The following is a 24738-nucleotide window of genomic DNA, read 5'->3' as shown; positions in this document are numbered from 1 at the left end:
CCCGGGCCCGCGGCGATGAGTGAGCCCCGCGCGCCCGGTCCAACGGTCGTCAGGTCACCACACCAGAGGAGCACCGATGACCACCGCCCAGCGCGACGAGACCCACGCCCCGGGGCGGTACGCCGACGTCAACGGCGTACGCCTCTACCACGAGACGCACGGCAGCGGACGGCCGATGATCCTGCTGCACGGCGGGCTCTGCTCCGGCGAGATGTTCGCGCCGATCCTGCCCGCGCTGACCGCGAAGCACCAGGTGATCCTGGTGGACCTCCAGGGCCACGGCCGCACCGCCGACGTGGACCGGCCGCTCGACATGGCGTTGATGGCCGACGACGTCGCCGCGCTGATCGACCACCTCGGGCTGGACCGGCCGGACGTGGTCGGCTTCTCCCTCGGCGGCGGCGTCGCCCTGCACGTCGGGTTCCGGTACCCGGAGAAGGTCGGCCGGCTGGTCGCCGCGTCCGCGCACATCCGCCGCGACGCCGTCTACCCGGAGCTGCTGGCGCAGCAGGGCCAGGTCGACGCCGCGGCCGCCGAGTACCTGAAGGACACCCCGATGTACGAGCTGTACCAGCGGGTCGCGCCACGCCCGGAGGACTTCCCCCGGCTGCTCGACAAGATCGGCGAGGCGATGCGCAAGGACTTCGACTTCACCGACCAGGTGCGTGCCCTGCGGGTGCCGACGCTCGTGGTCGCCGCCGACGCCGACATGGCTCCGCCGAGCCACTTCGTGGAGGTGTTCGAGCTGCTCGACGGCGGCCGGCGCGACGGCGGCTGGACGGGCGAGGGCCGCCCGGCGGGCGGGCACGCGCTGGCGATCCTGCCCGGCCTGACCCACTACGACATCGACCAGTCGCCGCTGTTCGCCGCGGTCACCCTGGCCTTCCTCGACCGGGACCGCTGACCCGCGCGTGTGCCGCCTCCCGTACCGGGGTACCGCTGAGTCAGGAACACCGGTGAGGAGGACGAGATGACCGACCCCAGGTACGCACCGATCGGGCTGGCCACCGCCGGGCAGCTGGTCCCCGACGACGGACAGACCGGCGGCGGTGAGGTCGTCGGCGCCGACGACGCGGCGGCGGACGCCGCCCGGGCCGGCGCCGACGTGGACCTGTCCGGGGCCGACCGGGACAGCGACGGCACCCCGGTGGGCGCCGCCGACGCCGAGGCCGACCGCCGGCGCGCCGCCGGCGAGTGAACGACCGGTTCCGCCCCGCCACCCGTGTCACGGTGGCGGGGCGGAGCCGTCCTCAGCCGTCGACCGGCAGCTCCACGTCGGGCAGGTGCCCGAGCGCCCGGATCGCGGTGACCGCGGCGTACCCGTCGGCCAGCCAGGCGATGTCGGTGCCGGGGACCGCGCGGACCGCGTTCTCCTCCACCGCCGTACGCACGAACCCCTCACCGCGCTCGGCGACCGACACCTGCACCTGGCCGAACGGCGCCAGCGTCGCCTGGCGCAGCCCGGCCACCTGATCGGCCGGCAGGTCGGGCACGTTGAGGTTGAGCACGGTGCCCGGGTCCGCCCCGGCCAGCCAGGGCAGCAGCCTCCCGGCCAGCTCGGCGGCCGTCGACCAGTGCCGGGACTCGTCGTCCACGCTGTCCAGCACCGCGATCGCCGCGCCGCCGCTGCCTGCGCTCGCCGCCGCCGCCGGGGTGAGCACGTCGAGCGACACGGCGAGCGCGCGGATGCCGTTGTTGCCGGCGGTCAGCGCCGCGCCGACGGTGCCGGAGTGCAGGACCGCGTGGCCCGCGTTCGCGCCCCGGTTGATGCCGGACAGCAGCAGGTCCGGTACCGGCCCGAACACCCCGAGTCCGGCCAGGATCGCGATGTACGCCGGTGAGGCGGCCACCGCGTACGCGGGCACGCCGGGCAGCCCGTCCAGCTCGGTCTCACCGAACACCAGCCGCCCGTCGTCGGTCACCGCGGACAGCGCCGCGCTCATCCCGCTCGCCTCGTGCCGCGGCGCGGCGACCACCACGTCCAGCCCGCGCTCGTACGCGGCCCGGGCCAGCGCGCGGATGCCGGGGGCGTGCACGCCGTCGTCGTTTGTGACCAGCACCCGGGGTGGCCGGTCAGCCGTCATCGTCGCCACCGTCCAGCGGGGTCAGCCGGACCCGGCCGGCGAGTTCCCGTACCGCCTCGGCGCGCCCGGTGCCCAGCCCGTGCCGGGTCACGTTGAGCGCGCCCGCGGCGGCGCCGACGTGCAGCGCCTCCCGCATGTCCCCGCCCCGGGCCAGCACCGCCGCCACCCCGGCGGTCATCGAGTCACCGGCGCCCCGGTGGTCGGCCAGCTCCAGCGGCGGGGCGTGCACCAGCAGCGCCTCGCCGTCCTCCGGCAGCGCGAGCGCGGGTTCCCCGGCGCGGCTGATCAGCACCGTCCGCGCGCCCCGCTCCTGGCACCGGCGACCGGCGTCGCGCAGCGCCTCCACGCTGTCGTCCTTGGCCAGGCCGTCGTCGAGCAGTTCCTCGTGGCTGACCTTCAGCACGCTCACCCCGCCGTCGAGCACCGCCTCCAGGTACGGCCCGGACAGGTCGGCCACCACCGTCCCGCCGTTGGCGCTCAGGTCGGCGGCGAGCCGGCGGTAGATGTCCGGGTCCACCACCTGCGGGTCGGCTGGTCCGCTGAGCACGCTCACCGGCGCGCGCAGCCCTTCGGTGAGCGTCACCGTGTACAGCTCGTCGATGTCGTGCCGCACCATCGGCACGCCCGGATGCTCGGCGATCTCGGTCCGCTCGCCGTCACGCCGGTCGTGCACGTACCAGCCGGTGCCGGACTCGCGGCGCACCATCCGTACCGTGACGTCCTCGTCGTCGAGCAGCTTGCGGACCGCGTCGCCGACCTCGCCGCCGAGGCCCACGCACATGGTCACCGGCACGCCGAGCGCGGCGATCATCCGGCTCTGCCACACCCCCTGACCGCCCGGGTGCAGATGCAGCTCGGTCGCCTCGCCCTGCTGCTCGATCGTCACCGTCAACAGCGGGGCCGGGGCGAACACCATCACCTTCTGGTCCATCCGCCAGTGTTGCCCGCTGACCGGCCCCGGTAATCCCCCAGGTCAGCGCGGACGCGCGGCGGCGCGGCGGCGCCGCAGGTACGGCAGCGCGAACAGGTAGAGGCCGCTGACCAGGAGCAGGGCGAGCGGGAGCAGCGGCACGTAGGAGATCCACACGATCGGGTCCTTCTGCGCCAGCGCGACGAACGTGATCACGACGGTCACCGTGAAGGCGATGGAGAGCCAGCGGTGGAGCTGGCGGATGCGGAGGTCCATGGGTCGGTGCCCCTTTCCCCGGTGGCCGCCCCGGTGGGAGGCCCGTACCGCAGACGCTAGGTCCGCCCACCCGCGCGAGGCTTCTCGATTCCTGACCGGTCCGCGCCGCCGCTCGGCGGCCCAGGCGCGGGCATCGGTCGGGTTGCCCGGCGCGCCTACCCTGCCGTCAACAGCGGCCGAGCCACGGGGGCAGGCATGCAGATCATCGAACACAGCGTCGTCGGTACCCGGTCCGCCGTTCTCCGCCTGCGCCGTCCCGGCAGCCAGTTGCAGTTCCTGGTGTTCCCGATGCTGCACGTGGCGAGCCCGCGGTTCTACGCGGCTGTGACGAAGCGCCTGCGCGAGTGCGACCTGCTCGTCGTCGAGGGCGTCAGCGGCCGGTCGGCGGTCGGCTCGGCGTTGACACTCACCTACCGGGCCATGCCGGCCAACCGGCGCTCCGGCCTGGTGACAGACCCCATCCCGTATGCGTCCCTCGGCGTCGAGGTGCTCAACCCGGACGTGACGGCGGCCGAGTTCGCCCAGGGCTGGCGGGCGATGCCGCTGCGGTACCGCCTCCAGATGTGGCTGGTGATCCCGTTCGTGACGGTGATGCAGTTCTTCGGCGGCACCCGGCGTCTGCTCTCACCGGAGATCGAAGTGCACGACCTGCCGTCGGCCACCGACGAGCGGTACGCCGACCACGAGTTGACCGAGCACGCCGAGCGCGCGTTCGGCGGCGAACGCGACGAGCGGCTGCTCGCCGCGTTGTCCGAGCTGATCCGTACCCGGTCGGCGGAACGCATCGACGTGGCGGTCGTGTACGGCGCCGGGCACGTGCCGGCGATCGTGCGGGGGCTCTTCGAACTGCACGGATACCGGCCCCGCGGAGCCGAATGGCTCACCGTCCTGGAGCGGTGAGCACGACGCTCAATCGGCGGTCAGGACCTGAGCGGACAGGTCACTCTCGTCCCGCCGTGCCCGCGGACCAGTCGTCCACCCGCATCCGCGACGGCGGCCTCGCCGTCTCAGAGCGCCGCACGAACCCGGCGACGGCGAGCGCGCTCATCGTGGTGGCCGCGGCAGCGGCGAGCACCAGGAGGGTGGTCTCCACCTGCACCGTACGCATGTACTCGCCGCCGCTCGCGGTCGCGGACGCGTAGCGCACGGCCGCGAGCGGGTTGAGCAGCACCGCGGCGATGCCGGCGGTCCAGGCCGCCCTCGGTAGCCGCTCGTCGCCGGGACGGACGGTCCGCCGGGCGGCCCAGCAGCCGAGGGCCGCGAACGTGACGAGCAGCGTGACCGGCAGCAGCCAGAGCATGGCGGGCAGCAGGTCACGGAGCGGCACCACGGCGTCGAGCAGCTCCACCAGGAAGCCGGAGCCGTCGTGGGTCACCAGGCCGATCCGGTGGCTGTACGCCGCGAGCGCAACCAGCGTGCAACCGATGTGGACGGTGATCAGGGCGACGAGGGCGGACAGCGCGGCGCGGCGGGCGGACACCGGGCCGAGGTTACCGGCTGCGCGCTCCGGCGGTGGGCCGCCAGCTCGCCCGCGCCGGGAGGGTCAGACGCTCAAGGCGAGATCGGCGACCTCGGCGGCACAGCCCCAGGACAACGTCATCCCGGCGCCGCCGTGCCCGTACGCGTGCACCAGCCGCCCGTCCGCCGGGTCAATCTCGACCCGGGGGCCGCCGTGCCGGGCCGGCCGCAGCCCGATCCGCTCCCCCAGCACCGGCGCGTCCGCGAGCTGCGGCACCAGCGCCACGCACCGGCGGCGGATCGCCGCCGCCTCCTCCGGGTCGGGGCTGGTCTGCCACACCCCTTCCTCGTAGGTGCCGCCGAGCACCACGTCGTGCCGGCGCGGGTGCACGTACGTGACGCCGGCCGGGTGGTCCTCGTCGCGCACCGAGACGGTCAGGCCGGTATTCGCCACCAGCACGACGTGCCCGCGCGCCGGGTACACGGCCGGGTCTTCGGCGAGCCGCCCGGCGGCCAGGCCGGTCGCGTTCACCACGACCGGCGCCACGTCGTACGCCTCGGCGAGCGCGCCCAGCGTGCGGCGGACGACCCGGCCGCCGCCCGCCTCCAGGCGCTCCCGCAGCCAGGCGAGATAAGGGGTCATCTCCGCCGCCGGGGCGGTGAACCGCAGCAGCGCGGTGTACGGCGGCTCCGCCGGCTCGGCCACCAGGTCGCCGCAGGCGTCGGCCCACCAGGGCGGCCCGGCGTAGCGGTGGCGCAGCCACATCCGGGTGGGCCGGTCGACCACTCCCGGCACGCCGTCGGCCGCCTGGCGGCGCAGCTCGGCGTGGGTGTCCCGGGCCCAGCGCAGCACCCTCGGGTCCTCCTCGGTGTGGCTGGGGTACCAGACCGCGGCGGCCACCGTGGACACCGTGTCGGCTGGCTCGTGAGCGGTCAGCACGGTGACCCGGGCGCCACGCCGCTGGAGGGTGAGCGCCGTGGTCATCCCCACGACGCCACCGCCGACCACCACCACGTCCGCCTCGGTCATGTTCCGCTCCCGTCACCCGTACCGACGTGTTCCTGCCGATGGTGGCCGCCGGGGCGCGCGGTGTCCAAGACGGATCGGGCCGCGCACGGGACAAATCGCTTTGTCCGTCTCGGTTACGCTCGTGGCGTTTGGCCTTGGGGAGGGCTCATGAGTGCGGATCCTTCGATGAGCGGCGACTTCACCCGCATGCTCGACGCGACGATGGCGGCGCTTCGGACGGTGGGTCCACCGCCGGCCGACGAGGCGGAGACGCCAGTGGTCGGCGAGGCCGCCGACGGGCAGGTACGCGCCGAGATGGGGCGCGACGGCAAGCTCCACGCGCTGCACGTCGAGCCGCGGCTGATGCGGCTCGGCTCCGAGGAGCTGACCGCGCACGTCGTGACCGCTGTCAACGCGGCGATCGACGGGCTGCGGAGCGGCCCGGCCCCGCAGGTCGCTGACATGGCGCAGTTGCGGGAGCAGTTGCAGGAGGTGCGGGACACCGCCGTACCCCGGCTCGGGTCGTTCCTCGACGCGCTGACCGAGGCGCAGGAGCGGATGGCACGCGGCGGGCAGCGATGAGCGGCGGCGGCTTCGAGGTGCACCCGCCGCTGATCCGGGCCGCCGGGCGCGGCGTCAGCGACCTGGCCAAGCGGTTCAACGGCGAGCTGGAGGCGTTCGAGGCGCGGATGCGGGGCTACGGCGAACCGTGGGGCACCGACGACATCGGGTCGCTGATCGGCATCGCCTACACCGAGGTGGCGAACTACATCTTCGACTGCGTCGGCATGGCGGCCGAGGAGTTCACCTCGGCGGGCGCCGACATCGCCGGGATGGCCGACGCGTACGAGCGGGTCGACGAGGACGGCGCGGGCACGATGCGCTCGCTGGCCGGCGGGCTGGGGTGAGTCGTGGGACTGCAACTACCCGGTGAGCTGATCACCGCGCTCGGCTGGATCGGCTACACCTGGCCGCAGGCCGACGAGGAGAAGCTCTTCGAGATGGGCCAGGCGTGGCTCGAGTTCGGTGGCCGGATCGGTGCGGCGGCCGGTGCGGCGGACGCGGCCGCCGCGCAGGTCTGGACGCAGAACGTCGGCCCGGCGATCGCGGCGTTCCAGAAGTGGTGGGGCGGCGAGCAGAACGGCCCGCTCGTGCTGCACGACAGCATGCCCGCGGCCATGCTGCTCGGCGCCGGGCTGATCATCTGCGCGGCGATCGTGCTGGCGCTGAAGATCGCGGTGATCGTGCAGCTGGCCATCCTGGCGTTCCAGGTGGCCCAGGCGATCGCCACAGCCGTGGTCACGTTCGGCGCCTCGCTGGCCGAGATCCCGATCTTCCAGATCATCACCCGGGAGATCGTCGGCGCGCTCATCGACCAGGTCATCGGAAGACTGCTCGATGCCTAGCCCGAGGCGCGGCCGCGGCGCCGCCGCGAAACCGGCGGCCGGCAAGATCGTCCGCAAGGCGGTCGAGAAGCTGGAGAAGCCGATCGTCCGGGTCACCGGGCCCAACCGGAGCCTGCCCACGAAGGTGATCCGGGTCGAACGCCGAAACTTCCACGCCACCGCCCAGTTCCGGCGCAAGATGGCCGCGCTGAAGAAACTCAGCGACGAGGGCAAGCTCTACAAGGCCACCAACCCGGTGGCCCGCGACAAGAGCATCACCGACGGGTACAAGGAGCGGATCCGGCAGAAGATCTGGGACAAGTACTGGCCGCACGACAAGGATCTCGCCAACCGGCTCAGTCAACGGCTCAGCGACTACCATCCCGACCACGTGTGGGAACTGCAGCTCGGCGGGCCGGACACCGTCGACAACCTCAAACTGCTGCATGGTAGAACGAACACGGACATCGGCTCCCAGATCTGGGGGCAGATCCAGAATCTGCCGGACGGAACCCCGATCCGAATAGAGGTAGTGGATTGACTTCCGATCTCGCGCAGCTTCTCGACGAACTCCGCGCCGACCTGGCCGCGGACGAGCCGGCCAGTCTCGCGTACGGGCAGATCGGCGACCCGGCCGACGAGGGCGACGTCCCGGCGGAGCTGCCGGCCGGCCTGCGCGAGTTCCTGCTCGCCGCCGACGGCCTGCGGGCCGGCGCGTTCGAGCTGGCCTCGACCGCCCGGCTGGCCGGGGTCCAGTACTTCCTCGACTACGCGCCCGACTTCTCCCCCGTCGGCCAGGACAAGACCGGCTGGCTCGTGGTCGGCACACGCAGCGACGAGCCGATCTTCCTGGAGCGCGCCACCGGCGCGGTGTGGTACTTCCCGCCCACCGGCACCGAGTGGTTCATGGGCGACGCGTTCGAGGAGCTGGCGCCCGACCTGGACTCGTTCGTGCACTACTACGTGCTCGGCCCCGGCTACGCCGAGCTGGTCACCGACGACGACGGGTGGTACGCGTTCCTGGACCGGCAGGGCCTGCTCGACGAGACGGACGAGGACGAGACGCAGCCGTGACCGTCACCCGCGAACAGCTCACCGCGCTCTGGGGTGAGCGGGGCGTCATCTACTTCCCCGACCAGCGTTTCGACGCGATCCTCGGGCCGCTCGGGCCGGCGGTCTTCCCGCCCGACGGCGCGCTGCCGGTCGAGGTGCCGATCCTGTTCACCGTGGACGTGACGGTGCCCGACGTCGAGCTGTTCTCCACGCTGTCGATCGAGCTGGGCGACCAGGGCCCCCGCCCGTACATCGTGCTGGGCGCCTCGCCGGAGGACGCGGCGCTGCTGTTCTGCCTGGACGCGGGCACCGGCGCGGTGATCCTGCTGGACCTGGAGACGCCGAACCTGGAGACGGTGAACAGCACGTTCGCCGCGTTCGTGGAGTTCCTCTACCGGCTCGGGCAGCTCGTCGCCACCGACCCGGGCGGCCGGGAACGCGCGGCCCGGGCGGCGGCGATCCGCGACGACCTGCGCCCGGTCGACCCGGTCGCGTTCGCCGAGCCGGAGTCGTGGTGGAACATGGCCTTCGACGAGCTGGAGTCGACCGCCTGAGGTCAACCGGCCGCGGCCGGGGCGAGCGCCGACCAGGTGCCGGCGCCGCCCCGTGATCGTCAGCTCCCGGCCGGCACCTGGTCCTTGACGTCGTCGTAGCCGACCGCGCCCGGCGCCGGCGCCGGGGTGTAGATCACCCGGATCACGCCGGTCGGGTACGTCTCGGTCCCGGCCACCCGCAGGTGGTACGGCGCGTCGCCCTCGTCGAACAGCCGGCGGCCCTTGCGGGCGGCGACCGGGTGCACCAGCAGCCGCAGCTCGTCCACCAGGCCCGCGGCGAGCAGTTGCTGCACCACCGAGATCGAGCCGGGGATGAGGATGCCCTTGATGCCGGCGTCGGCCTTGAGCGCGCGCACGGCGTCGGTCAGGTCGCCCTGGATCACCTCGGACTTGCGCCAGGAGAACTCCAGCGGCTGGCGGGACACGACGACCTTGCGCATGTCACCGAGCTGCTTGGCGAACGGCGCGTCCTCACCGCCGGCGGCCTCCCGGTCCGGCCAGGCGCCGGCGAAGCTGTCGTACGTCTCCCGGCCGATCAGCAGCACGTCGGACGTGTCGTAGTCCTCGGTGACCGCGCGGCCCATGTTGTCGTCGAAGTACGGGAAGTGCCAGTCGGGGTCGATCTCGGCGACACCGTCGGCCGAGATGAACAGCGTGGAGATGACTTTGGCCATCGCGGTGCTCCCTACCTGTCTGTCTGGGGATGTCGACGGGTGGACCGCCGAGGCTTCGCGAACTCATCGCACCCGCTGTCGATTCTGCTGCCGAAACCCGATGGCCGGTCGCGGCGCGCCGCCGGTACGGTGCCACGACCGTCGCAGAAGGGGGTACGCGATGACGGAGACGACGACGCTGTGGCGCCCGACTGGGCCCCGAGAGCTCGACCTCGTCCGCGCCTCCGGCTGGCGGGCCTGGCCACCGCGTCTGCCGGACCAGCCGATCTTCTATCCGGTGCTCAACGAGGAGTACGCCGTCATGATCGCCCGGGACTGGAACGTGCCGGCGTCCGGCGTCGGCTACGTGACCCGTTTCCACGTCGACCGGGCCTTCGCCGCCCGCTACCCGGTCCGGCAGGTCGGTGGCCGGGACATCCTGGAGCTGTGGGTGCCGGCCGAGGAGCTGGACGAGTTCAACCGGCACATCGTCGGACCGATCGAGGTGGTCCACGAGTTCCGGCCGGACGGGACGGGCCGGCCGACCGCCGGCCCGTGATCCCGTCAGGCCGGGGTGAGGACGCAGAACTCGTTGCCCTCCGGGTCGACCAGCACCCGCCACGGAATGTCGGCCCCGCCCAGGTCCGCGTCGGTGGCGCCGAGGGACCGCAGGCGCGCGGTCTCGGCGTCCAGGTCGTCCGACGGGTACGGTCGGACGTCGAGGTGGACCCGGTTCCACCCGGTCTTCGCGTCGGCGCTGCGGACGAACCGCAGGTAGGGGCCGACGCCCTTGGCGGAGCGCAGCACCGCCTCCTGGTCGGTCACCTCGTGCACGGTCCAGTCGGTGGCGCGGCCCCAGAAGTCGGCCATGGCGCGCGGGTCGGCGCAGTCGACCACCGCGGCGCCGATGAGGCCGGTGTCCGCGTACAGCGGGTTCGGCTCCCGTACGCAGAACTCGTTGCCCTCCGGGTCCGCCAGGACCGTCCACGGCACGTCGCCCTGGCCCACGTCGGCGGGGGTGGCGCCGAGCGCGGTCAGGCGCGCGACCAGCTCCGCGTGGTGCGCGGGCGAGGTGGTCGCGAGGTCGACGTGGACCCGGTTCTTCGCCGTCTTGGGCTCGGTGGAGACGACCAGGTCGATGTAGAGGGCGCGGGGGTCCGGGTAGGTGAGGCCCTCGGGTTCGAGGTTGGTCACGCCGGGGCCCTCGCTGGACATCTCCCAGCCGAGCACCTTCGCCCAGAAGCCGCCGAGCGCCACCTCGTCGTGGGCCTTCATGTTGATCTGTACGAACCGGGTTGCCATGGCGGCGATGGTAGGCGCGGCGCCGGGTCGCCGTGGTCCCGACAGGTGATCAGGAATCGAGAAGCGGGCGCCCACCGCCGGGCCATAGCGTTGCTGCCAGGCGGTCGGCACCACGCGGACCGCGAGTCGCGAGGGGGAATCGAGATGTCCGACGGGTTCAGCGCCGAGGAGCGCGCCGCGATGAAGGAGCGTGCCGCCGAGCTGCGCGCCGAGGGCAGGAAGGGCGCGAAGAAGGCCGACGACCTCCAGGCGGTGCTCGACCGGATCGCGCAGATGGCGCCGGAGGACCGCGAGCTGGCCGAGCGTGTGCACATGACGATCATGTCGGCCGCGCCGGAGCTGGCGCCGAAGACCTGGTACGGCATGCCCGCGTACGCCAACGCCGCCGGCAAGATCGTCGTGTTCTTCCAGGACGCGGGAAAGTTCAAGTACCGCTACTCGACGCTGGGCTTCCAGGAGGCGGCGAACCTCGACGACGGCGACATGTGGCCGGCGTCGTTCGCGCTGGTGCGGTGGAGCCCGGAGGTGGAGAAGAAGGTCGCCGAGCTGGTGCGTACCGCCGTGTCCTGACCGTGCCGTCAGGCGGTCGGCGCGGCGTCGAGGGCGAGCGCGGCGGCGGCGCGCGCGCAGCCCCAGGACAGCATCACGCCGTTGCCCGCGTGGCCGTAGTTGTGCACGACGAGCGCGTCGCCGCGCGGCTCGGCCGCGACCCGGGGCGCCACCCGGCCGGGACGCAGCCCGACTGTGTGTTCGAGGACCTCGGCGGCGGCCAGGGCGGGTTCGATCGCGACGCACCGGGCGAGGACGTCGGCTTCCTCCGCCGAATCGGGGGTGGTGTCGTCGCTGCGTCGCTGGCCGCCGCCGAGCACCACGTGGTCGCCGTGCGGGAAGATCGACGCCCAGGCCGGCGCCATCGGCGCCTCCATGAAGAACCGTTCCAGGCCGGGGTTGCGCACCACGATCCGGGGGCCGCGCACCGGGTACAGGCCGGTGTCGCCTGTCAGCGTCCGCGCCGCCAGCCCGGCGCAGTTGACCACCACCGGGGCCAGCGTCGCCGCCTCGTCCAGCGAGCCGACCGGCTCCTGGCCCGCCTCGGCGCCCGCCGCCCGCAGGCGTTCCAGGAGGTACGCGAGGTAGACCGGCATGTCGACCAGCGGCAGCCGGACGGTGAACGCGGTGCCGAAGCCGGCCGGCCGCTCGTCGTCGTCCAGTTGCCGGAAGCCCGGCGTCTGCTCGGCGTACGGGGGCGTGGCCCCTTCCGGCCGGGCGGCGAGCGTGCCGTCGCGCCACGTCACGCCCGGCATCGGCTCGGCGCCGAGCACCCGCAGCGTCTCGTCGGTCCAGGCGCGTTGCGGGTCGCCGGGCGGCGACAGGTTCGGGCCGACGAGCGCCGACGCCAGCGCCGAGGTGGTCCGGGCGGGCGGCGCCGCCGTGCGGACGAGCACCCGGGCGCCGCTCTCGGCCAGCCGGATACCGGTGCTGAGCCCGCTCACGCCGGCTCCGAGGACGACGACGTCCGGACGTGCGGTCATGGCGGCCCCCATCGCGTCGCGGCTGCGGTCGCCCGCCCATTCTGCCCGGCGATCCCGCTCCCGTTTGCCCCTCATCTTCGGGGGTAGCCCTTCCGGTGCACCGGACGATCCGGGGCGAGTCGAACAACGACACGGGCATCCGGGAGGCGTCGAGTGCGAGCAATGGTCTACCGCGGTCCCTACCGGGTGCGGGTGCAGGAGAAGGACCGGCCGGTCGTGGAGCACCCCAACGACGCGATCGTGCGGGTGACGCGGGCCGCCATCTGCGGCTCCGACCTGCACCTCTATCACGGCATGATGCCGGACACCCGCGTCGGGATGACGTTCGGTCACGAGTTCGTCGGCGTGGTGGACGAGGTCGGGCCGTCGGTGCGCAACGTCAAGCCGGGCGACCGGGTGATGGTGCCCTTCAACGTGTACTGCGGGTCGTGCTTCTTCTGCGCCCGGGGTCTCTACAGCAACTGCCACAACGTGAACCCGAACGCCACGGCGGTGGGCGGCATCTACGGCTACTCGCACACGTGCGGCGGCTACGACGGCGGCCAGGCCGAGTACGTGCGGGTGCCGTTCGCGGACGTCGGGCCGAGCCCGATTCCGGAGTGGATGGACGACGACGACGCGGTGCTGCTCACCGACGCGCTCGCCACCGGCTACTTCGGCGCGCAGCTCGGCGACATCGCCGAGGGGGATGTGGTGGTGGTCTTCGGTGCCGGGCCGGTCGGCCTCTACGCCGCCAAGTCGGCGTGGCTGATGGGTGCCGGCCGGGTCATGGTCATCGACCACCTCGACTACCGGCTGGAGAAGGCGGCGTCCTTCGCCCACGCCGAGACGTACAACTTCGCCGAGTACGACGACATCGTCGTGCACATGAAGAAGATCACCGACCACCTGGGCGCGGACGTCGCCATCGACGCGGTCGGCGCGGAGGCGGACGGCAACCTGCTGCAGCACGTCACCGCGGCGAAGCTGAAGTTGCAGGGCGGCTCGCCGGTGGCGCTGAACTGGGCCATCGACTCGGTGCGCAAGGGCGGCACGATCTCGGTGATGGGCGCGTACGGGCCGATGTTCAGCGCTGTGAAGTTCGGTGACGCGATGAACAAGGGGCTGACGCTGCGGATGAACCAGTGCCCGGTGAAGCGGCAGTGGCCGCGCCTGTTCGAGCACATCCGCAACGGCTACCTCAAGCCCAGCGACATCGTGACCCACCGCATCCCGCTGGAGCACGTCGCCGAGGCGTACCACATGTTCTCCGCCAAGCTCGACGGCTGCATCAAGCCGCTCATCGTCCCGAACGCCGCCTGAGAGGACCGGGGGCCGACCATGCCGTACACGCCGGACAAGCCGAAACTCACCGAGTCCCCGGACGAGCTGCGGGCCCGTATCCCCGGGTGGGGCGCCGACCTCGACCCGGCGGACCGGCCCTCCGTGCCGCAGGAGCGCTACGCACCGGAGATCACCGGCGCGCACTGGGAGTTCCCCGAGCGGCAGCCGGAGAAGTGGCCGCGCGAGCGGTCGATCGAGCACAAGTTCCTCACCCCGGTCTTCGGCACTTCTTGCCCACCCAAGGGGCTCTCCGGTGTGATCCGCCGCTACTCGTACCGCCGGTTCAGCGAGGGCCGCGCCGCGCACTGGCTGCTGCTGCTCGCCGCCGACCGGGTCGACACGGCGGAGAGCAGGCTGGGGTCGCTGTTGCGCCGCCACCCGGACAACCTGGTGGCCGAGACCGGCGTACGCAGCGAGTTCACCCACCACGGGCTGTCGTCCCGGCGCGGCAACCGGGTCGACCGCGTGCACCACCCGCTGGACCCGATCGTGGTCGCCGCGCCGTGGCTGCTGGCCGGCGGCGTGGCGTACCTGCTCGTACGCCGGGTGGCGCGACGCGGTCAGGCGGTCAGCGCTGCCAGGAGTCGAGGCCGCGGACCGCGGCCGCGGCGATGTCGTCGATCAGGGCGGGGTCGTTGCTCGTCCCCTCCCAGCCCTGGTCGTGCACGACGGTGACCGCGTCGGCGACCCGGATCACGATGATCTGGCTGGTGGCCTGCCCTTCGGCCGGGCTGCCGTCGAGGCCGGTCGCCGGCCGGGTGACAGTCACCAGCAGCGCCTCGCTCCCGGTCCGGGCCATCGGCTCGGACCGGACGGTGACGGTGCCGCCCGCCTCCTTGAACGACTGGCAGGAATCCATCGCACCGCGGACCCGGCGCAGGTAGTCGGCGGCGCCGGTGCCCTCGAAGGCGAAGACGGTCTGGTGCAGCGTGCCGTAGGGGACGTTCTCCGGCGGGTCCTTCGGCTGCTTGTAGGCGCTCGTCATGGCGGCGCTCGCGGTGACCGACCGGCCGCCGCTGCGGAACTCCTGGTCGCACAACTCGGGCAGCGCGTCGGTGACCTCCATCGGCTGCGCGTCGGTCTTGCGCAGTTCCGGCGGCAGGTCGGCGAAGGCGGACGTCGGGATCGTCACGCGTCCGCCGGACGACTGCGACGCCTGCGGCGTCGCGGGGGTGGTCGCCGGGGTCGCGCCCGGGTCCGCGGCGCCGCCGTCGTTCCCGCCGCCGTCGCCGCAGGCGCCAGCCAGCAGCGTGGTGACGAGCAGGGGTACGCCAAGCATCCGCCAACGGCGACTCGGTGTCCTCATGTCGACCTCCGTCCCGTGCCCGTCCCGACGACGTTCCCGATGCCACGCCGCCCGAAACGGCGCGCCCGTCCCCTGCTCCCCCAACTGCCGGGCACCCTGCCGCGTTTCGGTGCGCACCGCCTCTTGACATCTCGTTAGGCACCTGACAATGTTGTCAGGTGCCTAACGAAATGAACGCCTACGAGCTGGACGCTCCGGGCGTCTGGGCGAAGAAGTACTTCCTCGCCAGCCGGGCCCTCATGGAGTCCGTGCTGCGCCCCTACGATCTCGGAAACACCCAGTGGTACGTGTTGTACCGGCTCAGTGAGGGCCGGCCGGTCGGCCAGCGCACCCTCACCCGCGAACTCGAGGTCGAACGGGCGACCCTCAGCGCGGTCATCGCAGCGCTCGTACGCAAAGGGCTGATCGAACAGGTGCCCGACCCGGACGACCAGCGCCAGAAACAGCTGCACATCACGCCGGCCGGCGTGAACCTGTGGAACTCGCTCCCCGATCCGATGGCGTTGATCGCGGAAGTCGCCTTCGGCGGAGTCGACCCCGCGGACATCGAGACCATGAATCGCGTCCTCAGCGGCGCGACCAGACGACTCATCGACTACCGGAAGGAGCACGGATCATGACCGTTCTCGTGACCGGCGGAACGGGCCTCGTCGGCCCCCGCCTGCTCGGGCGACTCACCGCGGCGGGTATCGAGTGCCGCGCCCTCGTCCGTCCCGGAAAAGCGGTGCCCCAGGGCGTACGGCGCGTCGAGGGTGACGTCCTCAGCCCCGAATCCCTGCCGGCAGCCGTGGAAGGCATCACCGCGATCATCCACCTGGCCGCCGTCTTCCGCACCCGCGACGACGACCAGATCTGGACCATCAACCGGGACGGCACCCGCAACCTGATCGCCGCCGTCGAGAAGCACGCGCCCCAGGCCCGGTTCCTGCTGGCCAGCACCTCCAACGTCTACGGCGCCGACAGCACGCACCCCGGGCGTGAGGACGACCCCGTCGCGCCGACGCTCGCCTACCCCGCCAGCAAGATCGAAGCCGAGCAACTGCTGCGGGCCAGCGGGCTCACCTGGGGCATCCTGCGGCTTCCCTTCATCTACGGAGACCGGGACGGGCACCTCGAATCGTTGCCCGAACTCGCCGCCGGCATGGGGTGGCACCCGGCACAGAGGCTGAGCGTCTGCCACCACGCCGACATCGCCACGGCGTTCGCACTGGCCCTCACGGGCGCGTTCGACAACCGCACTGTCAACATCGCCGACGAGTCGCCCCTGAGCATCTACGAGGTGTCCCAGCTCGTCGGCTACTCCTACGGCTCCTCCGCCGAACCGCTCAGTCAGCCGTGGAGGGGGCAGATGGACGTCAGCCTCGCCCGCAGCCTCGGCTTCACACCGACGATCAGCACCATCTACGAGGCCGTCCGCATCGGCGCGCTCTGACGCCACCCGCGCTGCGGCCCGCCAGTGGAACGCTCATCTGCAAAGCATTGTTTGCGCAAACGGGTGTTTGCGGTAGCGTGAGGGCATGCAGTCCGATCCGGACCTCGACCTCGCCTTCGCCGCGCTCGGCGACCCGGTCCGCCGCGCCCTGGTGACCCGGCTCGCCCGTGGTGAGGCCACCGTCGGCGAGCTGGGTGAGCCGTTCGACCTGACGCCGCAGGCCATCTCCCACCACGTCGGCGTCCTGCGCCGGTGCGGGCTGGTCGAGCAGCGGCGGGAGGGCACGCGACGGCCCTGCCGGCTGCGCGTCGACCGGCTCACCCGGCTGAGTACGTGGATCGACGAGCAGCGCCGGGCCTGGGACGACCGTCTCGACGCGCTGGAGGAACACCTCGCCGGGCCGGAGGCGACCCGGTGAGGGCGCGCACCGAGCGGCACGGCGACGAGCTGATCGCCCGGCGGCACCTGCCCGCCGCGCCCGGACGGGTCTGGGCCGCCTTCACCTCACCGGCGAGCATCGCGGCGTTCTGGGGCGGCTCGCACGCCAGCGTGCCGCCGGGCTCGGTGACCGTCGACCTGCGGCCGGGCGGGGAGTTCGCTCTCGACACACGCGCGCCGGACGGCCGCACCGGGCGACTCCGGTTCGTCTACGTCAGCGTGGACCCGCCGCGCGAACTGGTCTTCGACGAGCCGGTCACCGGCCTGCGCACGACAGTCACACTCCGGCCGGCACGCGACGGCACGGATCTCACGGTGCACCAGCGCAAGCTTCCGCCGGAGCTGCGTACCGACCAGGCAGCCGACGGGCTCGCGTCCATCCTCGACGCGCTCGCCGCACATCTGCGACCCGACGACGACGGAGGCGACAGTGCCCCGAACGACCCAGCGTGACCTGGTAGCCGAGTACTTCGCCGGCTTCCGGGCGAGCGACCACGAGCGCATCCTCGCGACCCTCACCGACGACGTGGAGTGGGTCATCCACGGCCACCGGACCACCCGGGGCCGGGCGGAGTTCGACGGCGAGATCGAGAACCCGGCCTTCACCGGCAGCCCGCGGCTCGACGTCGAGCGCGTGATCGAGGACGGGCCGGTCGTCGCGGTCACCGGCGAGGGCCGGGGCGTCAGCGTCGCGCACGGGCCGTTCCGCTTCGCCTTCAACGACCTGTTCACGTTCCGGGACGGGCTCATCGCCCGCGTCGACTCCTACGTCGTCCCGCTGCCCGGGGCGTAAGCACCGCCTGACGCCCCGGTGAAGGCCCGGCGGTACGCCGACGGCGAGGTCCGCATCGCGGCGGTGAAGTGGTGCCGGAACGTCACCGCCGTCTCGAACCCCACCGCGACGGCGATCTCCTCGATCGGCGCGCCTGACGTCTCCAGCAACGGAAGGCTGGCCTGGACGCGCCGGTCGATCAGCCAGCGGATCGGGGTGGTGCCGGTGGCCCGCGCGAAGTGCCGCAGGTACGTGCGGGGCGACATGTGCGCCTGCCGGGCCAGTCGGGCCACGGTGATCTCGGCGGTCAGGTTCGCCAGCGCCCACGACATGCTGGCGGCGAGCCGGTCGTCGCCGGGGTCGTCCGGGACCGGCGCCTCGATGAACTGCGCCTGGCCGCCGTCGCGGTGCGGCGGCACGACCAGCCGGCGGGCGACCGCGTTGGCGATCGTCGACCTGTGGTCGCGGCGTACCAGGTGGACGCAGAGGTCGAGACCGGCAGCGCTGCCCGCGCCGGTGAGGACGTCACCGGCGTCCACGTACAGCACGTCCGGGTCGACGCGGACCGCCGGGTACCGCCGGGCGAGCAGGTCGGCGTACCGCCAGTGGGTGGTGGCGCGGCGGCCGTCGAGCAGGCCCGCGCCGGCCAGGGCGAACGCCCCCGAGCAGATCGACACGATCCGTGCGCCACGCCGGTGGGCGGCACGCAACGCGCCGGTCAGCCGGGGTGACGGGTCGGCGTGCACGTCGGCGACGCCGGGCACGATCAGCGTGTCGGCGGCGGCGAACACGTCGAGGCCGTGGTCGGTGTGCAGCGTGGCGCCGCCGACCAGCCGCACCGCGCCGGGCGTCTCCGCGCAGACGGTCAGCTCGTACCAGCCGACGTCGAACTCCGGGCGGGGCAGGCCGAAGACTTCGGTGACGATCCCGGTCTCGAACACCGACATGCCCTCGTACGCCAGCACCGACACGGTGGCACGGTTCATGGCGGGATGTTAGCGAAGGGCGGCGCTCACGCCACTGGGGCGGCCGGGCGACGGTCGGCACGATGGGTGCCATGTCGAACGTCCTGCGCATCCCCGCCGCCCGCCCCGCCGACGCCGTCGCCCACTACGCGGCGCGGCTCTCCTTCCAGGCCGACGTCAGCGACGTGCACGCCGACCTGGAAGCGGGCGTGACCGGCCTGGTCGTGGTCGACTCCCGCTCCCTTCCGGCGTGGCGGCAGGGGCACATCCCCGGCGCCGTCCACCTGCCCACCTCGGAGGTCGCCGAGCGGGCCGCCGAGCTGGTCCCGGCGGAGGCCACAGTGGTCACCTACTGCTGGGGGCCGGGCTGCGACGGCGCCACCCGTGCGGCGCTGGAGTTCGCCCGGCTCGGGCGGCCGGTCAAGGAGATGATCGGCGGATACGAGTACTGGGTGCGGGAGGGCTTCCCGGTACGCACCGGGGCGGGGCTGATCCGGCGGCCCGCCGACGACCTCACCGCGCCGGCCGGGGCGTCGTGCGGCTGCTGAGGCGTGTCGGTTCCGTACAAGACACCACGTCGCGCGCGTTCCTAGCATGGCCGCATGCGTGATCTTGTGTACACCGGATTCATGTCGCTCGACGGCGTGGTGGACTCCCCCGGCGGCGGCCCGGGCGAGGAGCACCGCAGCGGCGGCTGGGTCGTCAAGGACGTCGAGTTCCTGCCGGAGGCGTTCTCACTCAAGGGCGAGGAGCTGGCGCAGCCCGGCGCGCTGATGTTCGGCCGGCGCAGCTACGAGGCGTTCGCGCCCACCTGGCGCGACTCCGAGGACCACGCCGCCTACCGGGACCTGCCGAAGTACGTGGTGTCGTCCAGCCTGCCCGACGACGCGCTGGTCGACGGCTGGGGACCGCTGACGATCCTGCGCTCGACCGCCGACGTCGCCGCGCTCAAGCAGGGCGAGGGCGGCGACATCTTCATCCACGGCAGCGCGGAGCTCGCCCGCCGTCTGGCCGACGCGGACCTGATCGACAGGTACCACCTGCTCGTCTTCCCGGTGCTGCTCGGCGCCGGCAAGGGCCTGTTCAGCCAGGCCGACCGGGACCGGCAGACGCTGCATCTGCGCGACAGCGCCGCCTACCCCAACGGCGTGGTCAAGCTGATCTACGACGTGACCCGCTGAGCCGGGTCCAGCGCTATCGCGCCACCGGCGCCCGCGCGCAGCTCACCGGCCGTCCGTCCGACGTACCGGCGCAGCGCGCGGGCCAGGTGCGGTTCGTCCACGTACCCGAAGGTGGTGACCGCGTCGGCGGGCGGGCCGCCGGCGGCCAGCAGCACGGCGGCGCGGCGCGCGCGCTCGATCTGCCGCACCGCGCCCCGGGTCAGCCCGGTCGCCGCGCGGAAGCGGCGTTCGAGGGTCCGTGGTGAGGCGGGCGGACGGCCGCCGCGCAGGGTCTCGGTGACGAGCGGGTCGCGGACCACCACGCCGGCGCGGACCAGCCGCTCGACCAGGGCCTCGGCGTCGTCCGGGCCGGGTGTCTCCCAGCGCCCGCCGTCGAGCCGGAACGTCCGGCGGCTCACGTCGGGCAGCTCGGCGCCGCGGTCGACAAGCTCGGGCGCGGGTACGAGCCGCAGCGAGGTGCCCACCGCGAACTCGATGCCGACGAATGTGGCGCCCTCGGGCACCGGCGCGGTGCCGGTCGCGGTCTCGGGCCCCGAGACGGCCGCGTACGAGCGCCCGTCACGCCGCCAGAACACGAGTCCCCAGCACGGCGTCGCCACCGAGGTCATCTCGTCGACCCGGTCGCTGACGCAGGTCCACACGGTGTCGATCCAGGCCGAGTCCGACGCCCGCGTGGTGAACCGCAGCTCCACGGCAGGAGCATACGGCGATCGTCAGCGGGCGGGGGTCTCGTCCCGGGCGGGGTAGCCGAGGATCTCGGCGAGGTCACCGGCGGCGGCCGTGTACGCGGCGTAGATGTCGTCGTCGAAGTGGTTGCGCCAGTCGCCGGACGCGCCCTTGCGGTAGTGGGAGATCCGCCCCGGGGTCTCCTTCGACTTCTTCATCTTCGTGAAGCTGTAGCGGTTCAGCAGGGCCTCCAGCTCGGCCGGCGGCAGCGTGATCCCGCAGTGCCGCAGAAGCTGGTCGACCTCTTCGGCCTGCCGCTCGCCGGTCAGGTCCTCGTAGCGGAACAGCCGGAACGTCTCGTCGCTCGGCGCGATCGCCCAGGAGCGCATCTGCCCGAACTGCTTCTTGTCGCGCAGCCGGTCGATGACGTAGAGCATGCCCTCTTTCTTCGGCAGCTCCTGGAGGGCCTTGCGCGCCTGCGGGATGTCGCCCATCGGGGCGTGCGAGTTGCGCAGCGAGAAGTAGCTGGACACGACCACGTCGCGCGGGTCGCGGATCACGAAGAACGCGCGGTAGCTGCCGGCCTTGGGCACTGCCTCGAACCGCGTGTGGGAGAGGAAGATGGCCAGGCCGACACGGCCGGCCGGCACCGGCGCGGTCGCCCCGCCGGAGTAGAAGCGCGGGTCGTAGGGCAGCAGCCCGCAGTGGCGGTAGACGGCCGGGTCGCTGAACAGCGCCTTGATCCACTGGCTGCCGGTCTTACGGACGGTGCAGTGGAAGATGTTGTCGAACTCGCTACGGGCCACCACCGGAACGGTGAGTCGCATACGGGCGTTGCGCGCTTCCATCTGCGCCCGCCGGGCCTTTACGCGCAGAGAATTCGGCGAATTGTGCTTGGCGAATTCGACGGCCCGATTAATCATTTCCCAACCTCATCCGGACCCCGCGGAGCAGGGGCAGCACGAACACCTTTCCGCACGTCACGCAGGTGAAGTCCGCAGACCTCGCCTGCTCCGCCCCGCGCCCCGACGCGCCGCTAGGAATATCCCCGACGGTCCGATTGATGTCAATCCCGGGCGGCTGAGAGAACGCTGAAAATCTACAATTTCCATAGGAATTGCGGAATAGGCACGGGCACCCGCGGCGACTCGCGCACCGGCACAATGAGCGCCGTGCTCACCGCCACCCGCGATCTGCTCACCGCCCTCGACCCGCTGCCCCACCGCGACCGGGCGCGGCGCCTCGTGGCGTGGGCACGCACCGCGCCCGACCGTGCGCAGGTCTGCGCCGACCTGCGCCGGCACGGGCCCTACGAGCGGCGTCTCGCGCTGCTCGCCGCGCTGGCGACCCGGGACACCGCGGCCGTCCTGGCCGCGACGTTCGACCCGGAGCCCTCGATCGCCGCCACCGCGCTGACCGCCGCCGTGCGCGCCGGCGTGACGCCCGCCGACCTGACCGACCGGCCGGCGCACGCGCGGCGGCGCGTCTACCGGGCGCTGCGCCGCAACCCGGCGCCGGCCGTCGCCGACGCGCTGATCACCGCGGTGCGCGACCGGTTCGGCGACCACGAGGCCGTCGCGCTGCTGCCGGCCTGCGGCCCCGAGACGGTACGGGCCTGGCTGCCCGACCTGGAACACGCGCTGAACCCGGAACGGCTGATGCGGGCACACCCCGGCATCGTGCTGGCGCGCGCCGGTGAGCGGCTGGCCGCGGCCTTGCCCGAGTCGCGCGGGCGGATCTGGGCGGAGGTTGCCGGCGCGGTACTGCGGGGTGATCCGGCACAGGCGCTGGACCTGCTCGACCGGTACGCGCCCGAGGAGTCGCTGCCCGGCCCGCTCGTCGCGTACGGGCGGCTCGCCGCGCACGACGCGCGCCGGGTTGTACGCCTGCTCACGCCGCCGGCCCGGGCGGCCTGGCTGGCACGGAGCACGCTGCCCCGGGCGCTGCTGGGCCGCCTCGCCGCGCTGCCCACGGGCGAGCTGGTCCCGCTTGCCGCCCGGCTGCGGGAGCACGATCACGCGCTCGCCGCGTTGCTGCGCGCCGTCGCGCCGAGCCGCCGCGCCGAGCTGTACGACGGGGCGCTGGCCGACACCGACACCACGGCGCTGCTACCCGGCGCCGCGGTGATGGAGGTGCTGCCTTCGGAGGTGCGGGCACGCGAGGCGGCCCGGGTGCTGACCCTGCCGGCGGTACGCGAGCGGGAGGAGCAGGTGCGGTTCTGGAGCGCGTACCTGCCGTGGCCGGCGGCGTCCGCGTCGGCCAGCGCGGCGCTGCGCTCGGGCGACGCGGACGACCGGGCGGACGGCTGGCGGCTGCTGGTGGCGGCCGCGCGACGCTCCCGTGACCCGCGCACGGTGGCCCAGGTGGTGGTCCGGCTCGGCCGGCTGCGCAACGAGCAGGACCCGGTACGCGCCGCCGCGCTCACCGCGCTCGCCACGGTGGCGCCGCTGCTCACCGCCACGAACGCGGGCGGGCTGACCGGGCTCACCACCGACGTGGTCGACGCCCGGGACACCTCGGCGGCCACCACCAACGCGTTGAGCCGGCTCGCGGCCGACACGCTCACGTACCACGTCGACGTGCCGGAACTGGCCGAGTGGGCGCTGCTCACGATCGACCTGGTGAGCAGCGACGCGAACGTGCCGATCCTGCGCCGGCTCGACACGGTGCTGCGGCGCGGCCAGGAGACTGTGGTGTTCGACCGGCTGCGCGGCCGGCTCGAGGCCGGCATGGCACGCGCCCGGTACGGGCTGCTGTTCGCGCTCACCCACGCGCTCGGCCGGCGGGCCTGGCGCCTGCCCGAGCTCCAGGACCTGCTGCACCGGGCGATCGGGCCGGACACGCTGCCCGCGGTGGCCCGCACGGCGGTCGCGCTCTGGCTCGCCGATCCGCGTACCCGCTCGCGGCGCGTCGAGGAGGTGCTCGACGTCGACGCCTCGGCGGTGGCGCTGTACGAGGTGTGGACGATCGTCTGCACGTCCCGCACCGACCTGCTGGACCGGGTGCTGGACCGGCCGCCGCGCGGCCGGTTCGTGGAGAAGGGAAAGCGGTGGGTGCCCGGCCCGGCGCCGCACGCCCAGCGGTGGCTCCCCCGCCAGCAGGAACGCTTCGTGGCTCTGCAGGCCCGCGTCATCGCCGACTCCGGTCACCGGGTGTGGCAACGGGCGGCGGCGATCCAGGCCGCCGCCGGAGCCGGCCCGGCCGGACGCGAACTGGTGCTGCGCCACCTCGACGCGCCTCAGGTGCCGGTCGCCGAGGCGGCGCTCGGCGCGCTGGCCCGGACCGACCGGCCGGACGAGGCGTTCCCGGTGCTGCTCCGCTACGCCGACGGCGACCGGGCGCGCGTCGCGCTGTACGCCGCCGGGCGGGCCGCCCGGCACGTCCCGCCGGCCCGGCTCGCCGAACCGCTGGGCGGGGTGCTGACCGGCGCGGCGAAGGTCACCAGCCGCAAGGAGGCCGCCCGGCTCCTGGCCCGCTACGCGCCGGTGGACGTGCTGGCGACGCTCGCCGACGTGTACGCCGATCCGGAGGCGCACCGCGACGTGCGCGCCGCGATCGTCTCCGCCGCGCGGCAGCGGCTCGGGCCCGAGGCGAGCTGGACCGTGCTGCGCACGGCGGTGCACGCCAGCCGCGAGGAACGGCGGGCGGTGCTCGGCGCGTACCCGTCCGGGATCTCGGAACGCCACCGCCGCGCCTACGCCGCGCTGATCGTGACGGCGTGCCGGGCCGACGACCGGGAGGTCCGGCGCGCCGCGTTCGCCGCGCTCGGGGAATGGTGGCCGTGGCTGACCGGCGTCACCGATCTGATCGTGGACCGCCTCACCGACCCGGACGAGACGACGCCGAGCATCGGGGTGGCGAACCTACTGCGAGCCGGCGGTGACGAGGTGTTCCGGGCCGCGCTGGAGCGGCTGTTGGAGCGGGACGCGGCCGACGACGACCCGGGCGGACCAGCCGCCGACCGGCCCGCCCGGCGGCGCGTCGACCTGCTCGCGGCCGGCGCGGCACTGTGGTCCGCCGGCCGGCCCGCCGACGCCGACCGGGCCGGGCTGGTCGCGACCGCGCGGTGGCTCGCCGGTCAGGACGGCTTCCTGGGTACGGCCACCCGGCTGCTCGTCGACCTCGGCCGGCTGGACAACCTGGACGAGGTCGCCGCGCTCTGCGCGGACCGGCCGGTGATCGCGGTCGGCACCGCCGAACACGTCGGCCACCGGCTGCGCGACCTGCGGCAGCGGCCCGACCCGGCGGTCCTCGCCGGCACGGTGGCCCATCTCGGCGGGCGCGGCGACCTGGCCGGTGGGCTGTTCGCGGTGGCGCTCGTCGCACACGGGTCGGTCTTCGGCTGGAAGACACCGTGGCGGGACCTGCTCATCGGGCTACGCCGTCACCCCGACGCGGACGTGCGGGAAGCCGCGTACACGCTCGACATGAGCTGACGC

33 protein-coding genes are annotated in these 24738 nt (G+C 73.3%); 21 read left to right on the top strand and 12 right to left on the bottom strand.

Features of this window, described 5'->3' with window-relative positions; all coding sequences use genetic code 11:
- Positions 1-76 precede the first annotated feature (76 nt).
- On the top strand, positions 77-904 hold the full coding sequence (locus MicB006_RS25395) for an alpha/beta fold hydrolase (protein ID WP_116509498.1): 828 nt from the start codon (positions 77-79) through the stop codon (positions 902-904).
- 66 nt (positions 905-970) lie between these two features.
- Complete coding sequence (locus MicB006_RS25390) at positions 971-1198, top strand: hypothetical protein (RefSeq protein ID WP_043330397.1); 228 nt, start codon at positions 971-973, stop codon at positions 1196-1198.
- A gap of 52 nt (positions 1199-1250) precedes the next feature.
- On the opposite strand, the gene surE is transcribed toward MicB006_RS25390, so the two are convergent.
- The 3 genes from surE to MicB006_RS25375 are packed head-to-tail and all read right to left on the bottom strand — an operon-like array spanning position 1251 to position 3270.
- Complete coding sequence (gene surE / locus MicB006_RS25385; protein ID WP_116511795.1) at positions 1251-2084, bottom strand: 5'/3'-nucleotidase SurE; 834 nt, start codon at positions 2082-2084, stop codon at positions 1251-1253.
- Positions 2074-3015 (bottom strand): 1-phosphofructokinase family hexose kinase, encoded by a 942-nt coding sequence (locus MicB006_RS25380; RefSeq protein ID WP_225980500.1) that lies wholly within the window; start codon positions 3013-3015, stop codon positions 2074-2076. The genes surE and MicB006_RS25380 overlap by 11 nt, the downstream gene beginning before the upstream one ends.
- A gap of 42 nt (positions 3016-3057) precedes the next feature.
- On the bottom strand, positions 3058-3270 hold the full coding sequence (locus tag MicB006_RS25375) for a hypothetical protein (RefSeq protein ID WP_116509496.1): 213 nt from the start codon (positions 3268-3270) through the stop codon (positions 3058-3060).
- Between the two features lie 195 nt (positions 3271-3465).
- On the opposite strand from MicB006_RS25375, the gene MicB006_RS25370 reads away from it, so the two are divergent.
- Positions 3466-4170 (top strand): hypothetical protein, encoded by a 705-nt coding sequence (locus MicB006_RS25370; protein ID WP_116509494.1) that lies wholly within the window; start codon positions 3466-3468, stop codon positions 4168-4170.
- 40 nt (positions 4171-4210) lie between these two features.
- Here MicB006_RS25370 and MicB006_RS25365 read toward each other — a convergent pair whose 3' ends face one another.
- Both MicB006_RS25365 and MicB006_RS25360 read right to left on the bottom strand, forming a co-directional pair.
- Complete coding sequence (locus MicB006_RS25365) at positions 4211-4750, bottom strand: hypothetical protein (RefSeq protein ID WP_116509492.1); 540 nt, start codon at positions 4748-4750, stop codon at positions 4211-4213.
- A gap of 63 nt (positions 4751-4813) precedes the next feature.
- Positions 4814-5758, bottom strand: a complete 945-nt coding sequence (locus MicB006_RS25360; RefSeq protein WP_116509490.1) for an FAD-dependent oxidoreductase — start codon at positions 5756-5758, stop codon at positions 4814-4816.
- Positions 5759-5905: 147 nt separating this feature from the next.
- On the opposite strand from MicB006_RS25360, the gene MicB006_RS25355 reads away from it, so the two are divergent.
- Genes MicB006_RS25355 through MicB006_RS25330 form a run of 6 tightly spaced genes read left to right on the top strand, consistent with a single transcriptional unit; the run spans position 5906 to position 8729 of the window.
- Positions 5906-6319 carry a YbaB/EbfC family nucleoid-associated protein gene (locus MicB006_RS25355; protein ID WP_116509488.1) on the top strand — a complete coding sequence of 138 codons (414 nt, stop codon included), beginning with the start codon at positions 5906-5908 and terminating at the stop codon, positions 6317-6319.
- On the top strand, positions 6316-6645 hold the full coding sequence (locus tag MicB006_RS25350) for a hypothetical protein (RefSeq protein WP_116509486.1): 330 nt from the start codon (positions 6316-6318) through the stop codon (positions 6643-6645). Before MicB006_RS25355 ends, MicB006_RS25350 begins: the two co-directional genes overlap by 4 nt.
- A 3-nt stretch (positions 6646-6648) precedes the next feature.
- Positions 6649-7143, top strand: coding sequence for a hypothetical protein (locus MicB006_RS25345; protein ID WP_073827409.1), 495 nt, complete (start codon positions 6649-6651; stop codon positions 7141-7143).
- Positions 7136-7663, top strand: a complete 528-nt coding sequence (locus tag MicB006_RS25340; RefSeq protein WP_073827408.1) for an endonuclease — start codon at positions 7136-7138, stop codon at positions 7661-7663. Before MicB006_RS25345 ends, MicB006_RS25340 begins: the two co-directional genes overlap by 8 nt.
- Positions 7660-8196: an SUKH-4 family immunity protein gene (locus MicB006_RS25335; RefSeq protein ID WP_116509485.1), complete on the top strand. Its 537-nt coding sequence runs from the start codon at positions 7660-7662 to the stop codon at positions 8194-8196. Before MicB006_RS25340 ends, MicB006_RS25335 begins: the two co-directional genes overlap by 4 nt.
- Positions 8193-8729, top strand: coding sequence for an SUKH-4 family immunity protein (locus tag MicB006_RS25330; RefSeq protein WP_116509483.1), 537 nt, complete (start codon positions 8193-8195; stop codon positions 8727-8729). Before MicB006_RS25335 ends, MicB006_RS25330 begins: the two co-directional genes overlap by 4 nt.
- 59 nt (positions 8730-8788) lie before the next feature.
- On the opposite strand, the gene MicB006_RS25325 is transcribed toward MicB006_RS25330, so the two are convergent.
- Positions 8789-9403, bottom strand: coding sequence for a dihydrofolate reductase family protein (locus MicB006_RS25325; RefSeq protein WP_116509482.1), 615 nt, complete (start codon positions 9401-9403; stop codon positions 8789-8791).
- Positions 9404-9563: 160 nt separating this feature from the next.
- Between MicB006_RS25325 and MicB006_RS25320 the strand changes: the two genes are divergently transcribed.
- Complete coding sequence (locus MicB006_RS25320; RefSeq protein WP_116509481.1) at positions 9564-9941, top strand: ADP-ribosylation/crystallin J1; 378 nt, start codon at positions 9564-9566, stop codon at positions 9939-9941.
- Between the two features lie 5 nt (positions 9942-9946).
- Here MicB006_RS25320 and MicB006_RS25315 read toward each other — a convergent pair whose 3' ends face one another.
- Complete coding sequence (locus tag MicB006_RS25315) at positions 9947-10684, bottom strand: VOC family protein (RefSeq protein WP_116509480.1); 738 nt, start codon at positions 10682-10684, stop codon at positions 9947-9949.
- Between the two features lie 144 nt (positions 10685-10828).
- On the opposite strand from MicB006_RS25315, the gene MicB006_RS25310 reads away from it, so the two are divergent.
- A complete protein-coding gene (locus MicB006_RS25310) occupies positions 10829-11254 on the top strand; it encodes an iron chaperone (RefSeq protein ID WP_030499653.1) in 426 nt (141 codons plus the stop codon).
- 8 nt (positions 11255-11262) lie between these two features.
- On the opposite strand, the gene MicB006_RS25305 is transcribed toward MicB006_RS25310, so the two are convergent.
- On the bottom strand, positions 11263-12216 hold the full coding sequence (locus tag MicB006_RS25305) for an FAD-dependent oxidoreductase (protein ID WP_116511793.1): 954 nt from the start codon (positions 12214-12216) through the stop codon (positions 11263-11265).
- Between the two features lie 162 nt (positions 12217-12378).
- On the opposite strand from MicB006_RS25305, the gene MicB006_RS25300 reads away from it, so the two are divergent.
- Positions 12379-13518, top strand: a complete 1140-nt coding sequence (locus MicB006_RS25300) for a zinc-dependent alcohol dehydrogenase (protein WP_225980848.1) — start codon at positions 12379-12381, stop codon at positions 13516-13518.
- Between the two features lie 18 nt (positions 13519-13536).
- Positions 13537-14214 carry a hypothetical protein gene (locus MicB006_RS25295; protein WP_225980499.1) on the top strand — a complete coding sequence of 226 codons (678 nt, stop codon included), beginning with the start codon at positions 13537-13539 and terminating at the stop codon, positions 14212-14214.
- Here MicB006_RS25295 and MicB006_RS25290 read toward each other — a convergent pair.
- Positions 14108-14845 carry a hypothetical protein gene (locus tag MicB006_RS25290; protein WP_225980498.1) on the bottom strand — a complete coding sequence of 246 codons (738 nt, stop codon included), beginning with the start codon at positions 14843-14845 and terminating at the stop codon, positions 14108-14110. The two genes, MicB006_RS25295 and MicB006_RS25290, sit on opposite strands and share 107 nt — an antisense overlap.
- A 170-nt stretch (positions 14846-15015) precedes the next feature.
- Between MicB006_RS25290 and MicB006_RS25285 the strand changes: the two genes are divergently transcribed.
- The 5 genes from MicB006_RS25285 (at position 15016) to MicB006_RS25265 (ending at position 17508) form a co-directional block, all read left to right on the top strand.
- Entirely contained in the window at positions 15016-15465 is a 450-nt protein-coding gene (locus tag MicB006_RS25285) for a MarR family winged helix-turn-helix transcriptional regulator (protein ID WP_116509476.1), read from the top strand.
- A complete protein-coding gene (locus MicB006_RS25280; protein ID WP_116509475.1) occupies positions 15462-16277 on the top strand; it encodes an NAD(P)-dependent oxidoreductase in 816 nt (271 codons plus the stop codon). Before MicB006_RS25285 ends, MicB006_RS25280 begins: the two co-directional genes overlap by 4 nt.
- Before the next feature lie 85 nt (positions 16278-16362).
- Positions 16363-16695 (top strand): helix-turn-helix transcriptional regulator, encoded by a 333-nt coding sequence (locus MicB006_RS25275; RefSeq protein WP_116509474.1) that lies wholly within the window; start codon positions 16363-16365, stop codon positions 16693-16695.
- Positions 16692-17168 (top strand): SRPBCC domain-containing protein, encoded by a 477-nt coding sequence (locus tag MicB006_RS25270; RefSeq protein WP_116509473.1) that lies wholly within the window; start codon positions 16692-16694, stop codon positions 17166-17168. Before MicB006_RS25275 ends, MicB006_RS25270 begins: the two co-directional genes overlap by 4 nt.
- Positions 17146-17508, top strand: a complete 363-nt coding sequence (locus MicB006_RS25265) for a nuclear transport factor 2 family protein (protein ID WP_116509471.1) — start codon at positions 17146-17148, stop codon at positions 17506-17508. Before MicB006_RS25270 ends, MicB006_RS25265 begins: the two co-directional genes overlap by 23 nt.
- Here MicB006_RS25265 and ftrA read toward each other — a convergent pair.
- A complete protein-coding gene (gene ftrA, locus MicB006_RS25260) occupies positions 17481-18473 on the bottom strand; it encodes a transcriptional regulator FtrA (RefSeq protein WP_116509470.1) in 993 nt (330 codons plus the stop codon). The two genes, MicB006_RS25265 and ftrA, sit on opposite strands and share 28 nt — an antisense overlap.
- A gap of 62 nt (positions 18474-18535) precedes the next feature.
- Here ftrA and MicB006_RS25255 point away from each other — a divergent pair, with 62 nt between their 5' ends.
- A complete protein-coding gene (locus MicB006_RS25255; RefSeq protein ID WP_116509469.1) occupies positions 18536-19000 on the top strand; it encodes a rhodanese-like domain-containing protein in 465 nt (154 codons plus the stop codon).
- A gap of 54 nt (positions 19001-19054) precedes the next feature.
- Positions 19055-19633, top strand: a complete 579-nt coding sequence (locus MicB006_RS25250) for a dihydrofolate reductase family protein (protein ID WP_116509468.1) — start codon at positions 19055-19057, stop codon at positions 19631-19633.
- On the opposite strand, the gene MicB006_RS25245 is transcribed toward MicB006_RS25250, so the two are convergent.
- Both MicB006_RS25245 and MicB006_RS25240 read right to left on the bottom strand, forming a co-directional pair.
- A complete protein-coding gene (locus tag MicB006_RS25245; RefSeq protein ID WP_116509467.1) occupies positions 19615-20325 on the bottom strand; it encodes a helix-turn-helix domain-containing protein in 711 nt (236 codons plus the stop codon). The genes MicB006_RS25250 and MicB006_RS25245 overlap by 19 nt on opposite strands.
- 21 nt (positions 20326-20346) lie before the next feature.
- Positions 20347-21222, bottom strand: coding sequence for a sulfotransferase domain-containing protein (locus MicB006_RS25240; protein ID WP_116509466.1), 876 nt, complete (start codon positions 21220-21222; stop codon positions 20347-20349).
- 240 nt (positions 21223-21462) lie between these two features.
- Between MicB006_RS25240 and MicB006_RS25235 the strand changes: the two genes are divergently transcribed.
- On the top strand, positions 21463-24735 hold the full coding sequence (locus tag MicB006_RS25235) for a hypothetical protein (RefSeq protein ID WP_116509464.1): 3273 nt from the start codon (positions 21463-21465) through the stop codon (positions 24733-24735).
- Positions 24736-24738 lie beyond the last annotated feature (3 nt).

The sequence above is a fragment of the Micromonospora sp. B006 genome (genome assembly GCF_003408515.1).
GTDB classification, from domain to species: Bacteria; Actinomycetota; Actinomycetes; order Mycobacteriales; family Micromonosporaceae; genus Micromonospora; species Micromonospora echinospora_A.
Note: the sequence above shows the minus strand (reverse complement) of the source record. Positions and strands in the feature narration are given on the sequence as shown.

Coding starts and splice junctions, on each gene's coding strand:
- MicB006_RS25395 (WP_116509498.1), top strand. CDS start 77: ATGACCACCGCCCAGCGCGACGAGACCCACGCCCCGGGGCGGTACGCC.
- MicB006_RS25390 (WP_043330397.1), top strand. CDS start 971: ATGACCGACCCCAGGTACGCACCGATCGGGCTGGCCACCGCCGGGCAG.
- surE (WP_116511795.1), bottom strand. CDS start 2,084: ATGACGGCTGACCGGCCACCCCGGGTGCTGGTCACAAACGACGACGGC.
- MicB006_RS25380 (WP_225980500.1), bottom strand. CDS start 3,015: ATGGACCAGAAGGTGATGGTGTTCGCCCCGGCCCCGCTGTTGACGGTG.
- MicB006_RS25375 (WP_116509496.1), bottom strand. CDS start 3,270: ATGGACCTCCGCATCCGCCAGCTCCACCGCTGGCTCTCCATCGCCTTC.
- MicB006_RS25370 (WP_116509494.1), top strand. CDS start 3,466: ATGCAGATCATCGAACACAGCGTCGTCGGTACCCGGTCCGCCGTTCTC.
- MicB006_RS25360 (WP_116509490.1), bottom strand. CDS start 5,758: ATGACCGAGGCGGACGTGGTGGTGGTCGGCGGTGGCGTCGTGGGGATG.
- MicB006_RS25355 (WP_116509488.1), top strand. CDS start 5,906: ATGAGTGCGGATCCTTCGATGAGCGGCGACTTCACCCGCATGCTCGAC.
- MicB006_RS25350 (WP_116509486.1), top strand. CDS start 6,316: ATGAGCGGCGGCGGCTTCGAGGTGCACCCGCCGCTGATCCGGGCCGCC.
- MicB006_RS25340 (WP_073827408.1), top strand. CDS start 7,136: ATGCCTAGCCCGAGGCGCGGCCGCGGCGCCGCCGCGAAACCGGCGGCC.
- MicB006_RS25325 (WP_116509482.1), bottom strand. CDS start 9,403: ATGGCCAAAGTCATCTCCACGCTGTTCATCTCGGCCGACGGTGTCGCC.
- MicB006_RS25320 (WP_116509481.1), top strand. CDS start 9,564: ATGACGGAGACGACGACGCTGTGGCGCCCGACTGGGCCCCGAGAGCTC.
- MicB006_RS25315 (WP_116509480.1), bottom strand. CDS start 10,684: ATGGCAACCCGGTTCGTACAGATCAACATGAAGGCCCACGACGAGGTG.
- MicB006_RS25310 (WP_030499653.1), top strand. CDS start 10,829: ATGTCCGACGGGTTCAGCGCCGAGGAGCGCGCCGCGATGAAGGAGCGT.
- MicB006_RS25305 (WP_116511793.1), bottom strand. CDS start 12,216: ATGACCGCACGTCCGGACGTCGTCGTCCTCGGAGCCGGCGTGAGCGGG.
- MicB006_RS25300 (WP_225980848.1), top strand. CDS start 12,379: ATGGTCTACCGCGGTCCCTACCGGGTGCGGGTGCAGGAGAAGGACCGG.
- MicB006_RS25295 (WP_225980499.1), top strand. CDS start 13,537: ATGCCGTACACGCCGGACAAGCCGAAACTCACCGAGTCCCCGGACGAG.
- MicB006_RS25290 (WP_225980498.1), bottom strand. CDS start 14,845: ATGAGGACACCGAGTCGCCGTTGGCGGATGCTTGGCGTACCCCTGCTC.
- MicB006_RS25285 (WP_116509476.1), top strand. CDS start 15,016: ATGAACGCCTACGAGCTGGACGCTCCGGGCGTCTGGGCGAAGAAGTAC.
- MicB006_RS25280 (WP_116509475.1), top strand. CDS start 15,462: ATGACCGTTCTCGTGACCGGCGGAACGGGCCTCGTCGGCCCCCGCCTG.
- MicB006_RS25275 (WP_116509474.1), top strand. CDS start 16,363: ATGCAGTCCGATCCGGACCTCGACCTCGCCTTCGCCGCGCTCGGCGAC.
- ftrA (WP_116509470.1), bottom strand. CDS start 18,473: ATGAACCGTGCCACCGTGTCGGTGCTGGCGTACGAGGGCATGTCGGTG.
- MicB006_RS25255 (WP_116509469.1), top strand. CDS start 18,536: ATGGGTGCCATGTCGAACGTCCTGCGCATCCCCGCCGCCCGCCCCGCC.
- MicB006_RS25250 (WP_116509468.1), top strand. CDS start 19,055: ATGCGTGATCTTGTGTACACCGGATTCATGTCGCTCGACGGCGTGGTG.
- MicB006_RS25240 (WP_116509466.1), bottom strand. CDS start 21,222: ATGATTAATCGGGCCGTCGAATTCGCCAAGCACAATTCGCCGAATTCT.
- MicB006_RS25235 (WP_116509464.1), top strand. CDS start 21,463: ATGAGCGCCGTGCTCACCGCCACCCGCGATCTGCTCACCGCCCTCGAC.